General features: G+C 66.7%; 20 protein-coding genes. 9 read left to right on the top strand and 11 right to left on the bottom strand.

Annotated elements, in window-relative coordinates:
• Positions 1 to 4: 4 nt before the first annotated feature.
• Positions 5 to 211 carry a DUF1289 domain-containing protein gene (locus K7G81_RS15475; protein ID WP_223031728.1) on the top strand — a complete coding sequence of 69 codons (207 nt, stop codon included), beginning with the start codon at positions 5 to 7 and terminating at the stop codon, positions 209 to 211.
• 4 nt (positions 212 to 215) lie between these two features.
• Here K7G81_RS15475 and K7G81_RS15470 read toward each other — a convergent pair whose 3' ends face one another.
• The 3 genes from K7G81_RS15470 to K7G81_RS15460 form a co-directional block, all read right to left on the bottom strand.
• Positions 216 to 848 (bottom strand): glutathione S-transferase family protein, encoded by a 633-nt coding sequence (locus tag K7G81_RS15470; RefSeq protein WP_223031727.1) that lies wholly within the window; start codon positions 846 to 848, stop codon positions 216 to 218.
• 77 nt (positions 849 to 925) lie between these two features.
• On the bottom strand, positions 926 to 1,726 hold the full coding sequence (locus tag K7G81_RS15465; protein ID WP_255587145.1) for a crotonase/enoyl-CoA hydratase family protein: 801 nt from the start codon (positions 1,724 to 1,726) through the stop codon (positions 926 to 928).
• Positions 1,719 to 3,260 carry an acyl-CoA synthetase gene (locus tag K7G81_RS15460; RefSeq protein ID WP_223031726.1) on the bottom strand — a complete coding sequence of 514 codons (1,542 nt, stop codon included), beginning with the start codon at positions 3,258 to 3,260 and terminating at the stop codon, positions 1,719 to 1,721. Before K7G81_RS15460 ends, K7G81_RS15465 begins: the two co-directional genes overlap by 8 nt.
• 138 nt (positions 3,261 to 3,398) lie before the next feature.
• On the opposite strand from K7G81_RS15460, the gene K7G81_RS15455 reads away from it, so the two are divergent.
• Entirely contained in the window at positions 3,399 to 3,839 is a 441-nt protein-coding gene (locus K7G81_RS15455; protein ID WP_223031725.1) for a PaaI family thioesterase, read from the top strand.
• A complete protein-coding gene (locus K7G81_RS15450) occupies positions 3,839 to 4,222 on the top strand; it encodes a PaaI family thioesterase (RefSeq protein ID WP_223031821.1) in 384 nt (127 codons plus the stop codon). The genes K7G81_RS15455 and K7G81_RS15450 overlap by 1 nt, the downstream gene beginning before the upstream one ends.
• On the opposite strand, the gene K7G81_RS15445 is transcribed toward K7G81_RS15450, so the two are convergent.
• The 3 genes from K7G81_RS15445 to groES all read right to left on the bottom strand — a co-directional run bounded on the left by K7G81_RS15445 (position 4,219) and on the right by groES (position 7,695).
• Positions 4,219 to 5,361: a PQQ-dependent sugar dehydrogenase gene (locus K7G81_RS15445; RefSeq protein WP_223031724.1), complete on the bottom strand. Its 1,143-nt coding sequence runs from the start codon at positions 5,359 to 5,361 to the stop codon at positions 4,219 to 4,221. The genes K7G81_RS15450 and K7G81_RS15445 overlap by 4 nt on opposite strands.
• Positions 5,362 to 5,698: 337 nt before the next feature.
• Positions 5,699 to 7,345 (bottom strand): chaperonin GroEL, encoded by a 1,647-nt coding sequence (gene groL, locus K7G81_RS15440; RefSeq protein ID WP_223031723.1) that lies wholly within the window; start codon positions 7,343 to 7,345, stop codon positions 5,699 to 5,701.
• A 59-nt stretch (positions 7,346 to 7,404) separates the two neighbouring features.
• On the bottom strand, positions 7,405 to 7,695 hold the full coding sequence (gene groES / locus K7G81_RS15435; RefSeq protein WP_223031722.1) for a co-chaperone GroES: 291 nt from the start codon (positions 7,693 to 7,695) through the stop codon (positions 7,405 to 7,407).
• Positions 7,696 to 7,915: 220 nt separating this feature from the next.
• On the opposite strand from groES, the gene sppA reads away from it, so the two are divergent.
• Positions 7,916 to 9,796: a signal peptide peptidase SppA gene (gene sppA / locus K7G81_RS15430; protein WP_223031721.1), complete on the top strand. Its 1,881-nt coding sequence runs from the start codon at positions 7,916 to 7,918 to the stop codon at positions 9,794 to 9,796.
• Entirely contained in the window at positions 9,793 to 10,350 is a 558-nt protein-coding gene (locus K7G81_RS15425; RefSeq protein ID WP_223031720.1) for a GNAT family N-acetyltransferase, read from the top strand. The genes sppA and K7G81_RS15425 overlap by 4 nt, the downstream gene beginning before the upstream one ends.
• Before the next feature lie 56 nt (positions 10,351 to 10,406).
• On the opposite strand, the gene K7G81_RS15420 is transcribed toward K7G81_RS15425, so the two are convergent.
• A complete protein-coding gene (locus K7G81_RS15420; RefSeq protein ID WP_223031719.1) occupies positions 10,407 to 10,838 on the bottom strand; it encodes a winged helix-turn-helix transcriptional regulator in 432 nt (143 codons plus the stop codon).
• Between the two features lie 103 nt (positions 10,839 to 10,941).
• On the opposite strand from K7G81_RS15420, the gene K7G81_RS15415 reads away from it, so the two are divergent.
• Positions 10,942 to 11,712, top strand: a complete 771-nt coding sequence (locus K7G81_RS15415; RefSeq protein WP_223031718.1) for an SDR family oxidoreductase — start codon at positions 10,942 to 10,944, stop codon at positions 11,710 to 11,712.
• 44 nt (positions 11,713 to 11,756) lie between these two features.
• On the opposite strand, the gene K7G81_RS15410 is transcribed toward K7G81_RS15415, so the two are convergent.
• Positions 11,757 to 12,404 carry a trimeric intracellular cation channel family protein gene (locus tag K7G81_RS15410; protein WP_223031717.1) on the bottom strand — a complete coding sequence of 216 codons (648 nt, stop codon included), beginning with the start codon at positions 12,402 to 12,404 and terminating at the stop codon, positions 11,757 to 11,759.
• Positions 12,405 to 12,484: 80 nt separating this feature from the next.
• On the opposite strand from K7G81_RS15410, the gene K7G81_RS15405 reads away from it, so the two are divergent.
• Positions 12,485 to 13,159 carry a YoaK family protein gene (locus K7G81_RS15405; protein ID WP_223031716.1) on the top strand — a complete coding sequence of 225 codons (675 nt, stop codon included), beginning with the start codon at positions 12,485 to 12,487 and terminating at the stop codon, positions 13,157 to 13,159.
• On the opposite strand, the gene mutS is transcribed toward K7G81_RS15405, so the two are convergent.
• On the bottom strand, positions 13,134 to 15,713 hold the full coding sequence (mutS, locus tag K7G81_RS15400; protein WP_223031820.1) for a DNA mismatch repair protein MutS: 2,580 nt from the start codon (positions 15,711 to 15,713) through the stop codon (positions 13,134 to 13,136). The two genes, K7G81_RS15405 and mutS, sit on opposite strands and share 26 nt — an antisense overlap.
• Before the next feature lie 124 nt (positions 15,714 to 15,837).
• Between mutS and K7G81_RS15395 the strand changes: the two genes are divergently transcribed.
• Both K7G81_RS15395 and K7G81_RS15390 read left to right on the top strand, forming a co-directional pair.
• The gene (locus K7G81_RS15395; RefSeq protein WP_223031715.1) at positions 15,838 to 18,099 is read left to right on the top strand and encodes an NADP-dependent malic enzyme; all 2,262 of its coding nucleotides are present in this window, start codon (positions 15,838 to 15,840) and stop codon (positions 18,097 to 18,099) included.
• Positions 18,100 to 18,456: 357 nt separating this feature from the next.
• Positions 18,457 to 19,521: a helix-turn-helix transcriptional regulator gene (locus K7G81_RS15390; RefSeq protein ID WP_223031714.1), complete on the top strand. Its 1,065-nt coding sequence runs from the start codon at positions 18,457 to 18,459 to the stop codon at positions 19,519 to 19,521.
• On the opposite strand, the gene K7G81_RS15385 is transcribed toward K7G81_RS15390, so the two are convergent.
• Positions 19,522 to 20,310 (bottom strand): SDR family oxidoreductase, encoded by a 789-nt coding sequence (locus K7G81_RS15385; protein ID WP_223031819.1) that lies wholly within the window; start codon positions 20,308 to 20,310, stop codon positions 19,522 to 19,524.
• A 13-nt stretch (positions 20,311 to 20,323) separates the two neighbouring features.
• Positions 20,324 to 20,695 (bottom strand): acyl-CoA dehydrogenase family protein (locus K7G81_RS15380; RefSeq protein WP_255587143.1); only part of this gene is annotated, 372 nt, incomplete at its 5' end.

Raw genomic sequence — 20,695 nt, 5'->3', positions numbered from 1 at the left:
CACCATGGACGACTTCCTCGAAATCGTCCCGCCGCGCGCGATCGCGACGCCATGCGTCAATGTCTGCCGGATCGATGCGGCGACGCGGCGCTGCCACGGCTGCGCGCGCACGATCGACGAAATCACGGCGTGGACGCGATTGACCGACACCGAACGCGATCGGATCATGGCCGACTTGCCGCACCGCCGCGCCGCTCGTCGGCGCGGCTGATCGCTCAGGCCGCGGTCGGCTCGGGCGCGGGCATCAGTGCATCGTCCTTCGCTGCCGCGCGCTTCGCCGCGTCCCGCGAGGTGAGCTTTTCGGCATAAGCCACAAATGCGTCTCGCGTCGGCAGCGTGCCGAATTGCAGCCCCCACGCCACCTGCGAGCCGACATAGACATCGGCGGCGGTGAAACGATCGCCGGCGATATAGGGATTGGCCTTCACCGCGCGTTCGAGCACATCGACGGTCAGGTCGAAATTGCCGTATCCGAACATCCGGCCACGTTCGGCGGGCGGCTCAAATCCGGCGGCCTTGTTGGTCACCGCCTGCTCGACCGGGCCGGCAGCGAAGAACAGCCAGCGGTAATAATCGGCACGATCATCGAGCGCAGGCGCAAGACCTGCCGCTGGAAACGCATCGCCGAGATAGGCGCAGATCGCCGCGCATTCGGTGATGACGCGCCCCTTGTGGACGATCGCCGGCACCTTGCCCATCGGGTTGATCGCCAGATACGGATCGCCCTTCATCGTCGAGGCGTAATCGAGCAGTTCGGTGTCGTAATCGCACCCCACTTCCTCGAGCATCCAGCGGATGATCCGCCCCCGCGACATCGGGTTGGTGTAGAACACCAGATCGGCAGCCATGACACTTCTCCTCACGAGTCGGCACTGGAACGTATAGCGAACGAATTCATCGCGATCGTCAAGGGCAATTGAGGCGATCAGTCCTCGAAAACGGGTGGCCGCTTGGCCATGTTGGCGGCGACCGCCTCCATCATGTTGGGCCGGCCGATCACCTTGACCTGCTCCTCGGTCTCGGCGGCGAGCATCGCCACCGGATCAGCGTCATGCGCCATGTTGAGCAGCCGCTTGGCACCACGGATCGCATGTGGACTGCGCTCCGCGATGGTGCGCGCAAGCGCCATCGCCTGGTCGAACGGGTCTTCGGCAACACGCGTGACGAAGCCATACGTCAGCGCCTCCTCGGCACCGAATTCGCGCGCGGTATAGACCAGTTCACGCAACACATCGTCCCGTACCAACGTCCGCCACAAGGGGAATCCCGCCATATCGGGTACCAGACCCCAATGCGCCTCGCGGATCGCGAAGCGCGTGCCGGGCGCGGCGAAGCGGATGTCGGCGCCCGACATGATCTGGAAGCCACCGCCGAACGCGACGCCATGCACCGTAGCGATCACCGGCATCGGCAGGTTGCGCCATCCCCAGGAGACATGCTGCGGCAGGATCGCGCCCTGATCGTTGCGCTCGCGGCTCGACAGGCCCGAGCCCCCCGCCGCCATGCTCGCCATGTCGAGCCCGGCGCAGAACGCGCGCCCCTCACCCGACAGTACGACGCAGCGGACGTCTTTCCGCCCGGCGAGCCGATCGATCGCCGCGCCGATGCCCCTGAACATCGCGGGATCGATCGCGTTCATCTTGTCGGCGCGCGCCAATCGCACGTCGGCAATCTGGTCGGCGACCGAGATCGTCACGCGATCTTCGAATGTTTCGATATCAGACAATATGGCGTCCCTCCTTGCCCCAGTAGCGATCCCTCAACAGACGCTTGTAGAGTTTGCCGGTCGGATGGCGCGGCAGCTCGGGTGCGAAATCGATCTGGCGCGGCGTCTTTACCCCTGAAAGTTCCGTGCGACACCAGCGTTGCAGTTCCTCGGCAAAGGCCGGGGTCGCGTCCGCCATGTCGAGCGGCTGGACCACCGCGACGACACGCTCGCCCATCTCCTCGTCGGGCGCGCCGATCACGGCGACGTCGGCGACCCGCGGGTGCGTTACCAGCCGGTTCTCGATCTCCTGCGGATAGATGTTCACGCCGCCCGAGATAATCATAAAGCTCTTGCGGTCGGTTAGGTAAAGATAGCCCTCGTCATCAACCCGCCCGATGTCGCCCAGCGTCGTCCATCCGTGGCGGTTGCGCGCGTCGGCGGTCTTGCCGGGATCGTTGTGATATTCGAACTGGCCGCCGCCTTCGAAATAGACCAGCCCTTCCGCGCCCGCCGGCAGTTCCTCGCCGTCGTCGCCGCAGATATGCAGCGTGCCATAGGCTGCGCGGCCGACCGAGCCGGGATGGGCGAGCCATTCCGCCGAATTGATCGTCGTCAGCCCGTTGCCTTCCGATCCGGCATAATATTCGTAGAGCACCGGCCCCCACCAATCGATCATCGCGCGCTTGATCGGGATCGGGCACGGCGCCGCGGCATGGATCGCGACTTTCAGGCTGGAAAGATCGTGCCGCGTCCGCATGTCGTCGCTCAGCTTGAGCATCCGGACGAAGTGGGTCGGCACCCATTGGCTGGCATTGACGCGATACCGCTCGATCACCGCGAGCGCCGCCAGCGGATCGAAATGCTGCATCATCACCACGGTGCCGCCCAGCCGCTGCACCGTCATCGACCAGCGCAACGGCGCGGCGTGATAGAGCGGCGCCGGGCTGAGATAGACCGTCTCGGGCCCTAACCCGTAGAGATGCTGCGCAAGCATGCCAAGCACGGTCGGCGCGGCGACATCCGCCTCCTCGGGCAACGCGACGCGCACACCCTTGGGCCGCCCGGTCGTGCCCGAAGAATAGAGCATGTCGACCCCGGCGCGCTCGTCGGCGATCGGCTCGTCCAGCATCGCCTCCACCGCAGGCTCCCAAGGCTCCCAGCCCGACACGGCATCGCCGATCATCAACTTCGTGACACCGGGTATCAGACGCGCGAGCCGTTCGGCGGCATAAGCGAGCCCGATCGAAGCGACGACCAGCCGCGCGCCCGAATCGGCGACGATATAGGCTGCCTCGGGCGCGGTCAGTTTCGACGAGATGCAGACGAAGAACAGGCCGGCGCGCTGCGCGCCCCAGGTGAGATCATAATATTCGGGAATATTGTCGCAGAAAAAGGCGACGGTGTCGCCAACATGCAGTCCTCGCTCTCGAAACAGCTGCGCGACGCGATTCGACCGGCGATCAAGCTCGGCGAAGCTGATCGTTTCGCCGGTTTCGGCGACAATCAGCGCGGGCTTGCCAGGCGTTGCCCCGGCATGAACCTTCGGATGCACGGCCCTCTCCCAAGGGTTGCCATTTGCAACCCAAGTTACCGTGAGACACACTTCGCCGCAATCGGCTCATCATCGGCGACCAATCGATAGCCGCGCCAGCGCTCTTGCACATGGGCGCCAGCCGTGTAGGGCCATGGCGTGACCAATGCCGCTCTCCCGCCGTTCGATCCGCACTTGTTTCTCTCGCGCGGGACGGGCGGGCATGGCGGGCGGCTCGGCCTGCGTTATCATGCTCACGGCGCCGACTGGGTCGAGCTGGCACTGCCTTACGATCCCGCGCAGATCGGCGATCCGGCGAGCGGCGTGATCGCTTCGGGTCCGATCCTGACGATGATGGACATGGCGACGAGCATGGCGATCTGGAGCCGGCTCGGGCACTTCCGCGCGCAGGCAACGCTGGATCTGCGGATCGATTACCTGCGCCCCGCCACGCCGGGCAAGACGGTGATCGGGCATGGCGAATGCTATCGTATCACCCGCGCGATCGCCTTCATCCGCGGCCAGGCGCATGACGGCGACCCGGACGATCCGCTGGCGCACGTTGCCGGCACATACATGTTCCTGGAGGCGCAGCCGTGATCGCGCTGCCGCCCTATGCAAGCATCCTGGGCCTCACCGTCGAGACAGGCGAGAACGGCGCGCCGCTGCTCGTCATGCCGTTTTCCGGCGACGTGCTCGGCCGCCCCGGCTTCCTGCATGGCGGCGCGATCGGCGGCTTCCTGGAGATGGCCGCGATCGTCGCGCTGCAATATGCGCTGGAGGCCGAGGGCGGCGGGCGGATCAAGCCGATCAACGTCACCGTCGATTACATGCGCGGCGGCCGCGAGAAGGAAACGCGCGCGCAGGGCATCGTCACCCGGCTGGGCACGCGCGTCGCCAATGTCGAGGCGATCGCCTGGCAGGACGATCGCGACCGGCCGATCGCGGCGGCGCGGATGAATTATCTGCTCGCGCGCGATTAGGTCTTGGGCGTCAGACGCATCAACTGGGCGTCGTCACCGTCCTGAATCATCCAGATTGCGCCATCGGGCGCCTGGGCGATGTCGCGGATGCGCATGTCCATGTTCCACTGATCGGCCTTGCGCGCGGTCGCGCCGTCGAGCGCGATCCGCACCAGCACCTCTGCCGACATGCCGCCGACGATATAATCGCCATCCCATTGCGGGAACATCGAGCCGGTATAGATGATCGCGCCCGAGGGCGAGATCGACGGCACCCAGTAAAGCACCGGTAGCTGATAGCCGTCGCCCGCTTTGGGCTTGGGGATCGGCGAGCCATCGTAATTGTCGCCCCATGAGACGTTGGGCCAGCCGTAATTCTTGCCCGGCTCGATCAGGTTGAGCTCGTCGCCGCCTTTCGGGCCCATCTCGTTTTCCCACAGCCGGCCGTCGGCGGCGAAGACGAGGCCATAGGGATTGCGGTGCCCGGTCGACCAAGTGATTGCCCGGGCGCCGCCTTGCGCCGCCATCGGATTGTCGCTCGGCACCGAGCCATCGAGATTGAAGCGCAGGATCTTGCCGAGCGCCTGATCGGGATCCTGCGCCGGCGTCTTTCGCTGGCGCTCGCCGGAGGCGAGGAACAGGTGCTTGTGATCGGGCGAGAAGGCGATCACCGCGCCGAACTGGCCGCCCTCACCCTTCGGCATCTGGTGCCAGATCACTTTGAGGCCGACGAGCTTCGGCTGCGCGCCCGATGTATCGAGCGTGGCGCGGGCGAGCGCGAGGCTGCTGCCGCCGGCCCCAGGCTCCGAATAGCTGAGATAGATCGCGTGGCTGGATGCGAAATCAGGCGCCAGCGCGACATCGAGCAGACCGCCCTGATTGCCGTAATCGACGGCGGGAACGCCCGCGACGTCAGCAACCGAACCATCGGTCGCGCGCAGCTTGAGGTGCCCGGGCTTTTCGGTGACGAGCAAGCGCCCATCGGGCAGGAAAGCGATCGCGAACGGGTTGTCGAAATGGCCTTCGAGGCTGGCGTTGAACGGCAAGCCCGCGGGAAGCCCCTCGACCGGCTGGCCCGATGGCGTCGGCGCGGCGCTGGAGGCACCACTCCCGCTGCACGCGGCGAGCAGCATGATCGGGGCGAGACACAGACGCTTCATCACCGAAATTCTCCCGCCAGTTCGACGTGTTGGACCAATGCACGGTGTCACACTTATGTCCGCCGCGCCAGCCCGAAGGTCACGACCCTAGGCGCGGGAAAGCGGATCTGGCTCGATGGCAGGAGAGAACGTTAGCGGAACAATTTTTGTAGGAAAGGATCGAGCAGACTGCAAGAAAAAGGCCGGAGAGCGTGACGCCCCCCGGCCTGTTTTCTTGGGCTGGGCCGGGCCTCGGCAAAGCCGAGGCTTCGTCGGACGGGTCCGACGGCGTTGCCGCCGGCCCGCCGGCCGTTCTGATTTTCTGTCCGAGGCAGTGCTTCGCTGCCTCGGTCGAAAATCAGAAGTCCATGCCGCCCATGCCGCCCATGCCGCCGCCGGGCATCGCCGGCGCAGCCGACTTGTCTTCCGGCAACTCGGCGACCGTGGCTTCGGTCGTGATGAGCAGACCGGCGACCGACGCGGCATTCTGCAGCGCCGTGCGGACGACCTTGGTCGGATCGATCACGCCGGCCGAGACCAGGTTCTCATAGGTCTCGGTCGCGGCATTGAAGCCGTACGACGTATCGGCCTGATCGAGCAGCTTGCCCGACACCACCGCGCCGTCATGGCCGGCGTTGGCAGCGATCTGGCGGACCAGCGCGGTCAGCGACTTGCGGACGATGTCGATACCGCGAGTCTGGTCGTCATTCTCGCCGTTGACGCCCTCGAGCGCCTTGGTGGCGTAGAGCAGCGCGGTGCCGCCGCCGGGGACGATGCCCTCTTCGACCGCCGCCCGCGTGGCGTGCAGCGCGTCGTCGACGCGATCCTTGCGCTCCTTGACCTCGACCTCGGTGGCACCGCCGACCTTGATCACCGCGACACCGCCGGCGAGCTTGGCGAGACGCTCCTGGAGCTTCTCACGGTCGTAATCGCTGGTGGTGACTTCGATCTGCTGGCGGATCGCCTCGGTGCGGGCCTTGATCGACTCCGCATCGCCGGCGCCATCGACGATCGTGGTGTTGTCCTTGTCGATGGTGACGCGCTTGGCCTGGCCCAGCATGTTGAGCGTGACGCTCTCCAGCTTGATGCCCAGATCTTCCGAGATCATCTCGCCCTTGGTCAGGATCGCGATGTCCTCGAGCATCGCCTTGCGGCGATCGCCGAAGCCCGGCGCCTTGACGGCGGCGACCTTCAGGCCGCCACGCAGCTTGTTCACCACGAGCGTGGCCAGCGCTTCGCCCTCGATATCCTCGGCGATGATGAGCAGCGGACGCCCGCTCTGCACCACGGCTTCGAGGATCGGCAGCATCGCCTGCAGGTTCGAGAGCTTCTTCTCGTGGATCAGGATGTACGGGTCGTTGAGTTCGACCTGCATCTTTTCCGGGTTGGTGATGAAGTACGGGCTCAGATAGCCGCGATCGAACTGCATGCCCTCGACGACGTCGAGCTCGAAATCGAGACCCTTCGCCTCTTCGACGGTGATCACGCCTTCCTTGCCGACCTTCTCCATCGCTTCCGCGATCTTCTCGCCGACTTCCTTGTCGCCGTTGGCCGAGATGGTGCCGACCTGGGCAATCTCGTTATTGCCCGAGACGTTCTTCGAGCGGCTCTTGATGTCGTCGACGACCTTGTGGACGGCGAGGTCGATGCCGCGCTTCAGGTCCATCGGGTTCATGCCGGCGGCAACCGACTTCATGCCCTCGCGAACGATCGCCTGGGCGAGCACGGTGGCGGTGGTGGTGCCGTCGCCGGCGACGTCGTTGGTCTTCGAGGCGACCTCGCGGACCATCTGCGCGCCCATGTTCTCGAACTTGTCCTTCAGTTCGATTTCCTTGGCGACGGTGACGCCGTCCTTGGTGATGCGCGGGGCACCGAACGACTTGTCGATCACGACGTTGCGGCCCTTCGGCCCCAGCGTGACCTTCACCGCGTCGGCGAGGATGTCGACGCCGCGCGTGATGCGCTCACGGGCGTCGCGGGCGAATTTTACGTCCTTGGCTGCCATGTTGATTGGCTCCTATTGGCGTTGAAGTGGAGAAAGTGGAGAGTGTAGCGAGAAAGCGATCAGGCCTCGACGATGCCGAGGATGTCGCTTTCCTTCATGATGAGGAGGTCTTCGCCATCGACCTTGACCTCGGTGCCCGACCATTTGCCGAACAGGATGCGGTCACCAGCCTTGACGTCGAGCGGGGTCACCTTGCCCTCTTCGCTCTTGGCGCCCGCACCGGCGGCGACGACTTCGCCTTCCTGCGGCTTTTCCTTGGCGGTGTCGGGAATGATGATGCCGCCTGCGGTCTTTTCCTCGGCTTCGACGCGACGCACGAGAACGCGGTCGTGCAACGGACGGAAGTTCATTGCTGTGGTCCCTCTCTTCACAGGATGTGACACTTTTCTGGCACTCACCTCAGTAGAGTGCCAACAGGCGCGGATATGTGGAGGGTCGATGCGATCGTCAACGGCCATCGTGCAATATTTTCGCAGCCGTATTGGTCCGGTAAGACAGGCCGTTTACTCCCCCTGCCCGATCGTCTAGCGAAGAGGCAAGACCCTTGCGGGCAAGCGAAGGAGCAACGCGGTGAAACTGGTTCGGGGCGCATGGAAGCTGCTCGTCGGCATCAAGGACGCGCTGGTGCTGGTCGCCATGCTGCTGTTCTTCGGCGCCCTGTTCGCGGCGCTCAACGCGCGGCCGAGCCCGGCGTCGATCCATGACGGCGCGCTCGACCTCGATCTCGACGGCACGATCGTCGAGCAACCGCGCGAGGTAAGCCCGATGGCGCTGCTGTCAGGCCAGGACGTCGCCCACGAATTCCGGCTGCGCGATCTCGTCCGCGCGATCGACGCGGCGAAGAGCGACGGCCGCGTGAAAGCCGTGGTGCTCGATCTCGATCATTTCGGCGGCGGCTATCCCGAGGCGATCAGCGAGGTTGCCGACGCACTCGGCCGGGTGCGCGCGAGCGGCAAGCCGGTGCTCGCTTATGCCACCGCTTATACCGATTCGGGCTATCGCCTCGCTTCCGAAGCAAGCGAGATCTGGATCAATCCGATGGGCGGCAGCCTGTTCATGGGCCCCGGCGGATCGCAGCTTTACTACAAGGGGTTGATCGACAAGCTCGGCGTCGACGTCCACGTCTATCGCGTCGGCAAGTTCAAATCGTACGTCGAACCCTATATCCGCACCGACGCCTCGCCTGAGGCGAAGCAGGCCGACCAGCAGCTCTATGGCGCGATCTTCGATCAATGGCGCGAGGGCGTGGCGAAGGCGCGGCCCAAGGCACAGCTCGCGCAATTCCTGACTGCGCCCGACAAGCCGATCCTCGCCGCGGGCGGCGACATCGCCAAGGCCAACCTCGCCGCCGGCATCGTCGACAAGCTCGGCGACCGCATCGCCTTCGGCAAGCGCGTCGCCGAGATCGCCGGCGCGCCATCGGGCAAGGCGGCGGGCACGTTCAACAAGATCGACCTCGACGATTATATCGCGGCAAATCCGGCCAAATCGAGCGGTGATGCGATCGGCGTCATCACGGTCGCCGGCGATATCGTCGACGGCAAGGGCGGCCCCGGCGAGGCGGCTGGCGACACGATCTCCAAGCTGGTGCTCGACGGGCTGGCCAAGAAAAATCTGAAAGCGCTGGTGGTGCGCGTCGATTCGCCGGGCGGCTCGGCATTCGCGTCGGAGCAGATCCGATCGGCGATCATGCAGGCCAAGGCGCAGAAGCTGCCGGTGATCGTATCGATGGGCAGCCTGGCGGCATCGGGCGGCTATTGGGTGTCGACCGCCGGCGACATGATCTTCGCCGAGCCCAATACGATCACCGGATCGATCGGCATCTTCGGCATTGTGCCGACTTTCGAGAATACCCTGAAGAAGATCGGCGTGACCTCGGACGGGATCAAGACGACGCCGCTTTCGGGCCAGCCCGACGTGATCGGCGGCACCAACCAGACCGTCGACGCGATCTTCCAGGCCGGCATCGAGAATGGCTACAATCAGTTCATCGGCCGCGTGTCGCAAGCGCGCAAGATGAGCCCTGAGCGCGTCAACGAGATCGCGCAGGGCCATGTGTGGGACGGCGGCACCGCGCGGCAGATCGGGCTGGTCGATCGCTTCGGCAACCTCCACGACGCGATCGCCGAGGCCGCGAAGCGCGCCGGGCTCGATCCGGCCAAGGTCCATGCCGAATATCTCGAAAAGAAGCCGGGGCGGCTCGAACAGCTCGCTGCCCAGATCGCGCGCAACAGCGATGACGACGATGCCGATACGCAAGGCGACGCGTTTAGCCGCATCGCGGCGCAGCGCCGGGCGGTGTTCGCCGACGTGCTGGGCGAGGTTCGCCGGCTGTCGAACGGCGCCGCGATCCAGGCGCGATGCCTGGAATGCGGTGCGCTGGGGCCGGCCGATCCCTCCCCCAGGGACGTCAGCCTGATGGATGCGATCCTGGCAAAGCTGTCGCTGTGATCGCGATCCGCCCGGCTCGGCCCGAGGATGCCGCCGCGATCGCGGCGATCTATGCGCCGCATGTGCTGACCAACGTCGTCTCGTTCGAGACGGTCGCGCCCGACGCGCGGGCGATGCGGCGGCGGATGGAAGCGTCGGACGGCTTCTATCCCTGGCTGGTCGCGACCGACGGCGACGACGAGGGCGTGCTCGCTTATGCCTATGCCACCAAGTTCCGCGAGCGCGAGGCCTATCGCTGGGTGGTCGAGACCTCGATCTACGTCACCGGCGCGGTGCAGGGCCAGGGCGTCGGGCGGCTGCTCTACGCCGCTTTGATCGACACGCTCAGGGCGCAGGGCTTCACCCAGGCGATCGGCGCGATCGCGCTGCCCAACGATCACTCGATCGCGCTGCACGAGGCAGTCGGCTTCCGCCGCGCCGGGTTCTTCCGCGAAGTCGGCTTCAAGCATGGCCGCTGGATTGACGTCGGCTATTGGCAGTGCGAGCTCAACGACGCGGTGGCGTCACCCGTCGAGCCGAAGCCGTTTACCGAAACGGGCGTGGTGCGAGACTAGGGTCGGGCTTCGGCTGCGCTGAATCGGCGCGGCACTTCCACGCAAGTGGATCAAACTCAATGGGTTTCGCGGGCGGCGAAGGCGGCTCGGGCCGCCTCGATGCGGCCGAGATTCTCCTCCGCCCACAGCCACACGCCGCAAAACGCCGCGGCGAGACTGTCTCCCAGATCGGTGAGGCGGTAATCGACGCGCGGCGGCACCACGGGATGGACGGTGCGCGTCACCATCCCGTCACGCTCCATCTGGCGGAGCGTTTGCGTGAGCATCTTCTGGCTGATCCCCGGTACCTTGCGGCCGAGCTGGGTGAAACGCAGTTCGCCATGTTCGGTCAGCACCTCGATCACGATCATCGTCCATTTGTCGGCGACCCGGCCGATCAGATCGTTGACCAGCGCCTCAACGCGGGGATCGCAGTCGTCGGGCGGTTCGGTCGCGGCGATATGGCGGGCGCGATCGATCGCGGCGTCGTCGAAGGGCAGGCTGGTCATTCCTCACACTCTCTTTCGGGTAAGTATAAATCTTTCGGGTGCCTTCTCGCCAATCGATCGTAGCCGCCTAGATCGATAGCGCAACCGACCAAGGAGCAAACCCATGAAACAGACCGGCAACACCATCCTAATGACGGGCGGCGGATCGGGCATCGGCGCCGCGCTGGCACAGCGTCTCCACGATCTCGGCAACAAGGTGATCGTCGCGGGCAGGCGGCAGGACGCGCTGGACCGGGCGATCGCCGGGCGCGAGAACATGCACGCGCTGACGCTCGACATCGACAGCCCCGCCGGCATCGAGGATTTCGCCCGGCGCGTGATCGATGCGCACCCCGATCTCAACGTGCTGATCAACAATGCCGGGATCATGCGCTTCGAGGATCTCGACCACCGCCGCGACCTTGCCGATGCCGAAGCGACGATCACTACCAACCTGCTGGGTCCGATCCGCCTGACCAACGCGCTGATCGACCATCTGGCCGCGCAGCCCAACGCCGCGATCGTCAACGTGACGTCGGGGCTCGCCTTCGTCCCGCTGGTGCCGACGCCGACCTACAATGCCACCAAGGCGGCGCTGCATTCGTACAGCGTGGCGATGCGCGAGGCGCTGAGCGGCAAGGTGGAGGTCATCGAGCTGGCGCCGCCGGCGGTGCAGACCGGGCTGACACCTGGACAGGAAAGCCGGCCGGGCTATCAGCCGCTCGACGACTTCGCCGACGAGGTGATGGTGCTGTTCGCGCAGCAGCCGACGCCGCCGGAAATCCTCGTCGAGCGCGTCAAGTTCCTCCGCAACGCCGAGGCCGAGGGGCGGTTCGACGAGACCGTCAAGCAGCTCAACGAGTTCGCCGCGAAGGCGCGTGAGGGCCAATCGTAAGGGCGCTGCCGAGCGCGCCGCCCGCCCCGGCGGCGGCGGCGCGCTCAATCGTCGAAACGGTCGTCGCTGCGTCCGCGATAGGCGGGAAGCGCGAGGTTCCAGTGGATCGCCGCGGCGCGCAGGCCGAACCCGGCGAGCGCCGCCGGCGGCGCCGCCTCGAACGCGGGCAAGCCGAGCAATCGCAGGATGACGTAGAGCGTCGCCGCGAGTGCCGCCGCGGTGACGTAAAGTTCGGGGCGCATCAGGATCGAAGGCTCGCCGGCGAGCACGTCACGGATGATGCCGCCGACGCAGGCCGAGATCACGCCCATCACCACCGCCGGCACCGGCGGGACGCCGAAGCCGAGCGCCTTGCCTGCGCCGAACACCGCATAAGCGGCCAGCCCCACGGCATCGAGCCAGGCCAGGGCCGATCCCTTCCACCAGCGCTCGGGCGTCATCCAGATGACCAGCGCGACGCCAAGGCAGACGATCGCCGCTAGGCGGTCCTGCACCCAGAATACCGGCGCGCCGATCAGGAGGTCGCGCACCGTGCCGCCGCCGACGCCGGTGACAAGCGCGAAAAAGGCGAGCGTCACCATCGTCTGACCGCGTCGCGCCGCGGCCAGCGCGCCGGTCGCGGCGAATACCGCCAGCCCGGCGAGGTCGAGCCACGGGAGCAAGGGGCCGAATTGCCATGCGGTGCCGGTCATGCCCGCTCCTGTAGCGCGCGCAAACGCAACGGCAAAGTTCGGGGTGGAAACGCACGGCGCCAATCGGCAAAAGGACGCGCATGGACCGCTATCGCCCGCCGCTGATCGCCGCCGCCGTCCTGCTCGCCGCACTGGCGGGGTTCGTCGACGCGCTGGCCTATCTCGATCTCGGCGGCTTCTTCGCTTCGTTCATGAGCGGCAATACGACGCGGCTGGGCGTCGGCATCGCCACCGCCGATCATGCCAGCGCCAGGACCGCGGGCGCGCTGATCTGCGCCTTCATCTGCGGAGTGATGATCGCAACGATGCTGTCGATGCGCTTCGCGCGCCGCCGCAAGCCAGTGGTGATGCTGGCGGTCGCGGTGCTGCTCGGGCTCGCCGCGCTCGTCACCGGCTTCACCGACCGGCGGTTCCCGCTGATGCTGCTGGCGGTGGCGATGGGCGCGGAGAACGGCGTGTTCAGCCGCGACGGCGAGGTATCGATCGGGCTTACCTACATGACCGGGTCGCTGGTCAGGATCGGCCAGAAACTGACCGCCGCGCTGACCGGCGGCGGGCCGGCTTTCGGCTGGTTTCCCTATCTCGTGCTGTGGCTCGGCTTCGCATCGGGCGTGGTGCTTGGCGGACGCGCGCAGCAGACGATCGGCGACAATGCCTTATGGGTGGCGGCGGGCGCGGCCGGCGTGCTGGCGCTGCTGCTGGCATTGCTGACACACGGCGACACCGCCGTCAGCCATCACGAGCCAGCGCTTTGAGCCGATAGAGCATATCGAGGGCGTCGCGCGGCGAGAGCGCATCGACGTCGAGCGACTCGATCTCGCTGCGCAGCGCATCGCATTCCTCTTCCTCCGCCTCCTGTGCGGCGGCGAACAGCGGCAAGTCATCGAGGCCCGCGGCAAGCCCGCCGGTCTTCTCGCGCCCCGCCTCGAGCTTGGCGAGCACCGCCTTGGCGCGCGAGACGGTGCCCGGCGGCATTCCGGCGAGGCGCGCGACGGCAAGGCCGTAGCTGCGATCGGCCGGCCCGTCGGCGACCTCGTGAAGCAGCACCAGCTCACCCTTCCACTCGCGCACGCGGACATGGTGGAGCGACAGCGCGTCGCAACGCTCGGCCAGGCGCGTCAGCTCGTGATAATGCGTCGCGAACAGGCAGCGGCAGCGATTGTCCTCGTGGATCGCCTCGACCACCGCCCAGGCGATCGCCAGACCGTCATAAGTCGAGGTACCACGACCGACCTCGTCGAGGATGACGAAACTGTCGGGCGTCGCCTGTGCGAGGATCGCGGCGGTTTCGACCATCTCGACCATGAAGGTCGAGCGGCCGCGGGCGAGATTGTCCGACGCGCCGACGCGGCTGAACAAGCGATCGACCAGCCCGAGCGTCGCTTTCGCCGCCGGCACGAAGCTGCCGGCCTGGGCAAGCACGGCGATCAGCGCGTTCTGGCGCAGGAAGGTGGATTTGCCGCCCATGTTCGGCCCGGTGACGAGCCACAAGCGCGAGTTTTCCGACAGCGCACAATCGTTGGCGACGAACCGCTCGCCGGTCACCGCCAGCGCCGCCTCGACCACCGGATGGCGGCCGCCCTCGACCTCGAAACAAGCATGATCGGCGAGCGCCGGGCGCACCCAGCCGCCCTCGACCGCGCGCTCGGCCAGCGCGGCGGCTACGTCCAGCCGCGCGAGCGCGTCGGCGGTCGCGGCGACCGTTTCGCGCGTATCGAGCGCCGCGGCGATAAGGTCCTCGAGATGCGCCGCTTCCGCCGCCAGCGCGTGCGCACCGGCCTGCGTCAACTTCATCGCCACGTCATGCAGATCGGGCGCGTTGAAGCGGACCACGCCGGCCAAGGTCTGGCGATGGGTGAAGCCGCTATCGGGCGCCATCAGCGCATCGGCATGCTTGGCCGGCACTTCGATATGATAGCCGAGCACGCCGTTGTGCCGGACCTTGAGCGCGTTGATGCCGGTGCGCTGGCGATAGTCGGCCTCCAGCGCGGCGATCGCCCGCCGCCCGCCGGCGCCGGTCGCGCGCAGGTCGTCGAGCGCGGCGTCATAGCCCTCCGCGATATAGCCGCCATCGCCGGCGTCGATCGGCGGCGCGGGCACCAGCGCGCGGGTGTAGAGATCGATCAGCGCGCCGTGACCGCGCAATTGCGGGGTCAATTCGCCGAGAAGGGCGGGTCTGAGCTCGACGCGATCGAGCCGTTCGCCGAGGCGCCAGGCGCCGTCGAGCCCATCGCGAAGCTGGCCGAGATCGCGCGGGCTGCCTCGCCCGGCCACCAGCCGACCCAATGCGCGGCCGATATCGGGCAAGGCGCGCAAGGCGGCGCGCACCGTTTCGCGCAAGCTCGGCTCGTCGTGGAACAGCGCGACGAGATCGAGGCGCGCGTCGATCGCCGCGCGATCCATCAGCGGGGCGGCAATATCGGCGGCGAGCAAACGGGCGCCGGCACCGGTGACGGTGCGATCGGTGGCGTCGAGCAGGCTGCCCTTGCGCTGCCCGCTCGTCGTCTGGACGAGTTCGAGGCTCTCGCGCGTCGCCTGATCGATCGCCATCGTCTCGCTCGCCCGCGCGAGACGGGGCGGGCGAAGAAAAGGCAGGCTGCCGCGCGCGGTGTGATCGAGATAGGCAACGAGGCCGCCCGCGGCCGCCAGCGCGGCGCGCGAGAAGTGCCCGAATCCGTCGAGCGTCGCCACGCCGAACAGCGCCTTGAGGCGTTGTTCGCCGCGTCCGCTGTCAAACTCACTCTTCGGCCGGTCGCCGGTCGCGAGCATCGCGTGCTCGCTCGCTTCGGCGACGATCGTTTCGGCGGGCGCCAGCCGCGCAAGATCGGCGGCGAGGCCGGCCGCCGAGCTCTCGACGATCTCGAATCGCCCGGTCGAGATATCCGCAGCGGCAATCGCGATGCCGCCGCCCGCTTCGCCGATCGCAGCGCACCAATTGGCGGCGCGGGAATCGAGCAAGGCCTCCTCGGTCAGCGTACCGGCGGTGACGACGCGGACGATGCCGCGTGCGACCAGCGCCTTCGATCCGCCGCGCTTCTTCGCCTCGGCCGGCGTCTCGGTCTGATCGGCGATCGCGACGCGGTGGCCGGCCTTGATGAGGCGCGCGAGATAGCCTTCGGCCGAATGCGCCGGCACGCCGCACATCGGGATTTTCTCGCCGCCATGCTCGCCGCGCGAGGTCAAGGCGATGTCGAGGCAAGCGGCCGCGACCTTGGCATCGTCGAAGAACAATTCGAAGAAATCGCCCATACGGTAGAACAGCAGGCAATCCTCGGCCTCCGCCTTGAGCGCGAGATACTGGGCCATCATCGGGGTGGGAGCGGCGGACATTCGCCGCTGCCTAGCGAGTTTCACGCATCCGCTCCAGTGCCGGGGTGACGTAGCGGCGAAGGCTGCCTAAAGACATTGGAACCGACCACCCGAGAGGATGCCGATGGCCGACGAATCGAACGTCCAGTTTTCCGAGCGCGAGGCGCTGCTGTTCCATTCCGAGGGCCGCCCGGGCAAGATCGAGATCGTCGCTTCCAAGCCGATGGCGACGCAGCGTGATCTCGCGCTCGCTTATTCCCCCGGCGTTGCGGTGCCGGTGCGCGCGATCGCCGAAGACCCCGCGGCTGCTTATGACTATACCGTGAAGGGCAACCTGGTGGCGGTGATCTCGAACGGCACCGCGATCCTCGGGCTCGGCAATCTGGGCGCGCTCGCCTCCAAGCCTGTGATGGAGGGCAAGGCGGTGCTGTTCAAGCGCTTCGCCGACGTCGACTCGATCGACCTAGAGGTCGCCACCGAGGATGTCGATCGCTTCGTCGAGGCGGTCGAGCTGCTCGAACCCAGCTTCGGCGGCATCAACCTCGAAGACATCAAATCGCCCGAATGCTTCCTGATCGAGCAGGCGCTGCGCGAACGCATGAACATCCCGGTATTCCATGACGATCAGCATGGCACCGCGATCATCGCCGCCGCCGGCCTGATCAACGCGCTGCACCTCACCGGGCGCGACATCAAGGACACGCGTTGCGTGATGCTGGGTGCCGGCGCGGCAGCGATCGCCTGTGCCGAGCTCATCAAGGCGATGGGCTTGCCGTCGGATCACCTGTTGATGGTCGACAAGACCGGGGTGATCTATCAGGGCCGCGAAGACGACATGAACCAGTGGAAATCGGCCCACGCGGTTGCCACCGACAAGCGCACGCTGGCCGAAGCGATCGACGGCGCCGACGTGTTCTTCGGCCTCGCCTCGGCCAATTCGCTGCCGCCCGAATTGCTCAAGACGATGGCGCCCAAGCCGATCATCTTCGCGATGGCCAATCCCGATCCCGAGATCGCGCCGCCGCTGGCCAAGGCGACGCGCCCCGACGCGATCATCGCCACCGGCCGTTCGGATTACCCCAACCAAGTCAACAATGTGCTCGGCTTCCCGTTCATCTTCCGCGGCGCGCTGGACGTGCGCGCGACGACGATCAACGAGGAGATGAAGGTCGCCGCGGCCGAGGCGCTCGCCCGGCTCGCGCGCCAGCAGGTGCCCGAGGAAGTCGCCACCGCTTACGGCACACGCCACAGCTTCGGCCCCGATTATATCATCCCCGCGCCGTTCGATCCGCGGCTGATCGAGGAAATCCCCGCCGCGGTTGCCAAGGCGGCGATGGATTCGGGCGTCGCGACCAAGCCGATCGAGGACATGGAAGCGTATCGCGAAACGCTGCGCGGCCGCCTCAATCCCACCACGGCGGTGTTGAGCCAGGCTTATGAAGGCGCGCGGGCCTGCCCGAAGCGCGTCGTCTTTGCCGAGGCCGAGGAAGAGGTGGTGCTGCGCGCCGCGATCGCCTTCCGCGACGGCGGCTACGGCACGCCGGTGCTGGTCGGCCGCGACGAGGTTTACGAGGAACTCGCCAAGCTGGGCGTCGACGATCCCAAGAGCTTCGAACTGCACAACAGCCGGCATTCGCCGCTGGTGCCGAAGATGGTCGACTTCCTTTACGAGCGGCTGCAGCGTCGCGGCTATCTGCGCCGCGATTGCGAGCGGATGGTCAACCAGGATCGCAACATCTTCGGCTCGCTGCTGCTGCAATTGGGCGAGGCCGATGCGATGATCACCGGCATCACCCGCACCTATGCCCGCACGATGCGCGAAGTGCGCCGGGTGATCGACGTGGCCGATGGCGGCGTCGCGTTCGGCATCCACATCCTGGTCGGCCAGACGCACACCGTGTTCATGGCCGATACGACGATCAACGAGCGCCCCAATGCGGAGGAACTCGCCGATATCGCCGAGCGCACCGCGCAGGTCGCGCGGCGGATGGGCCACGAGCCACGCGTCGCCTTCCTCAGCTATTCGACCTTCGGCAATCCCGAGGGCCAGTGGCTCGACAATATCCGCGCCGCGGTGAAGGTGCTCGACGAGCGCAAGCCGGGCTTCGAATATGAAGGCGAGATGGCGCCCGATGTCGCGCTCAACCCCCGGCAACTGGCCAATTACCCCTTCGCGCGGCTGTCCGGCCCGGCCAACGTGCTGATCATGCCCGGCCTGCAATCGGCCAACATCTCGGCCAAGATTCTGCGCGAACTGGGTGGCGATTCGATGATCGGCCCGATGCTGATCGGCATGGAAAAGCCGGTGCAGATCGCGCCGATGACATCAAGCGCGAGCGAGCTGGTGACGCTGGCGGTGCTTGCCGCGGGCGGCATCGCGGGGTGAAGACACGGCCGGAGGACTCGGGTCGCGTGCGCCCTCCGGCCGTATCCCCAATCGATGACCCATCAGGCCCGTCGATCGGCCTTGGCAAACGAGCGGCGGATCGCGCCGCCGTCCGCGCGGAAATAACCCTGCGCGAATTGCCAAGCCGGCGCATCCCCAATCCAGGGTATGTCGACACTATTCGCGGGTGCAAAAGGGTGCTTTGGGTGTGGCCGGAGCAGTCGCGGGTCGCTGACGCCGCCCCGACCACACCCGCCACACGGGCCGTTGCCGGCCCATGGGCGAGCCCCCCTCGACTCGCGCCGGCCGATGCTGCACCCTGAGAGGCAATCGGGGCATCCTTCAAATGGAGGATAAATGGGGACACATAGCGGGCACGATGCGCTGATCGAGCGCATCTACGATGCAATCGTCGATCACGAAGCCTATCGCGACCTGTCCGGTGAAATCGCCACGGCGGTCAACGCCGCGAGCACCTGGCTGATGCTCGCCGAAGACGATCGGCCGGTGGTCGAGAGCGCCTACAACCTCGATCCCTCGATCTTCGTCGATTACGAGGCTTATTATCACGGCTGCGATCCGTGGTGGGAAACGCGGCACCGGATGGGCATGGATAACGCGGTTGCTTTCGAGCGACTGGTGCCGACCCGCACCTTCAGCAGCAGCGAATTCTACAATGATTTCGCGCGGCCCAATGGCGACCGGCTGCACGGGCTGGGCGCGATGACCGATATCGGCGGACGGATCGTCGCCTTGGGGCTGCACCGGTCGCGCACCGGAACGCCGTTCGACGTCGCCGACGAACAACGCATCCAGGCGCTGCTGCCGCATCTCAACCGCATGATGCGCTCTCGCGCCGCGCTGGCGCGGGTCGACCGGACGCTGTCGCTGGGCGATTATGCCTTTCGCCGGCTCGATGACGCCTGCCTGTTGTGCGATGCGCGCGGCCGTGTGCTGCACAGCAACCATGCCGCGCACTCCTTGCCCGCCGACCTGCTGTCGCTTAGCGCGGACGGGGTGATCGCGATGGCCGATCCGGCGCTGGGCGAAACGCTGGCACGGGCGCTGCGCGACGCGGCGCGACGGCGAGTCGGCGCCAGCTTGCTGGCCGGGCGCGCCGGGCGGCTGCCATGGCGGATCGCGGTCGACCCGACCGATCGCGACGAGCCGGCGGCGATCGTCACGATCATCGATCTCGAAGCCGCCTTGCGCGCCCGGCTGGCGCGTGCCGCGGCGCGATTCGGCTTCACGCCATCGGAGACGGCGCTTGCCGAAAGCCTGATGCGTGGCCGCTCGCTCGACGATCATGCCGACCTGCGCGGGGTTCGGATCAGCACGACGCGCGCGCAGCTTCGCGCGCTGCTCGCCAAATCGGGCACCGCCCGCCAGTCGGCGCTGGTCGCGGCGATCGACCGCTGCTGATCAGGCGTCGATCGAGCTGCCGAGCGCCGCGTTGACCAGCCCGCCGTCCACCGTGATCGTGTCGCCGACGATATAATCGCCGGCCCGGCTGGCGAGATAGATCGCCGCCCCGGCCATATCCTCGTCGACGCCGATCCGCTTCGCCGGGATCGCCTGCGCCACCGCATCGCCATGATCGCGCGCGGCGCGGTTCATCTCGCTGGCGAACGCCCCCGGTGCGATCGATGTCACGTTGATCGAATCGCGGATCAGCCGCGCCGCCATCCGCTTGGTGAGATAGATCAGCGCCGATTTCGAGGCGTGATAGCTATAGGTTTCCCACGGATTGAGCCGCTGCCCGTCGATCGAGGTGATGTTGATGACCTTGCCCGGCCGATCGCGCGAGGCAGCGGCCTTGAGCGGCTCGTAGAGCGCCTGCGTCAGGAAGAAGGGCGACTTGACGTTGAGGTCCATCACCTTGTCCCAGCCCTTTTCGGGGAAATCCTCGAACGGTTCGCCCCAGGCCGCGCCGGCGTTGTTGACGAGGATGTCGAGCTTCGCCTCATGCTCGGCGAATTGCGCGGCGAGCGCCTTGCAGCCGGCGACGGTGGAGACATCCTGCGGCAACGCGATGCATTTGTCGCCGAGTTCCTTCGCGGTTTCGAAACATGCCTCGGCCTTGCGCGACGAGATGTAGACCGTCGCCCCCTGCGCAACGAAGCCCGCGGCGATCATCCGGCCGATCCCGCGGCTGCCCCCGGTGACGAGCGCGACGCGGCCATCGAGGCGGAACAGGTTGGTGGTATCCATCATCTCTCTCCGTTCAGCCGCCGCGCTTCATCGTTTCGCGGGCGATGATGAGTTGCTGGATCTGGCTGGTGCCTTCGTAGATGCGGAACAGCCGCACGTCGCGGTACAGCCGCTCGATGCCATAATCGGCGATATAGCCCGCCCCGCCGAAAATCTGCACCGCGCGATCGGCGACGCGGCCGACCATCTCGCTGGCGAACAGCTTGGCGGCGGAGGATTCGAGGACAACGTCGCGACCCGCATCCTTGGCGGCGGCGGTTTCCAGCACCAGCGCCCGGGCGGCGAGCGCCTCGGTCTTCGAATCGGCCAGCATCGCCTGGATGAGTTGATGCTCGGCGATCGGCTTGCCGAACTGCCTGCGCTCGCCGGCATAAGCGACGCAATC

The sequence above is a fragment of the Hephaestia mangrovi genome, from assembly GCF_019880555.1.
Lineage (GTDB): Bacteria > Pseudomonadota > Alphaproteobacteria > Sphingomonadales > Sphingomonadaceae > Sphingomonas > Sphingomonas mangrovi.
Note: the sequence above shows the minus strand (reverse complement) of the source record. Positions and strands in the feature narration are given on the sequence as shown.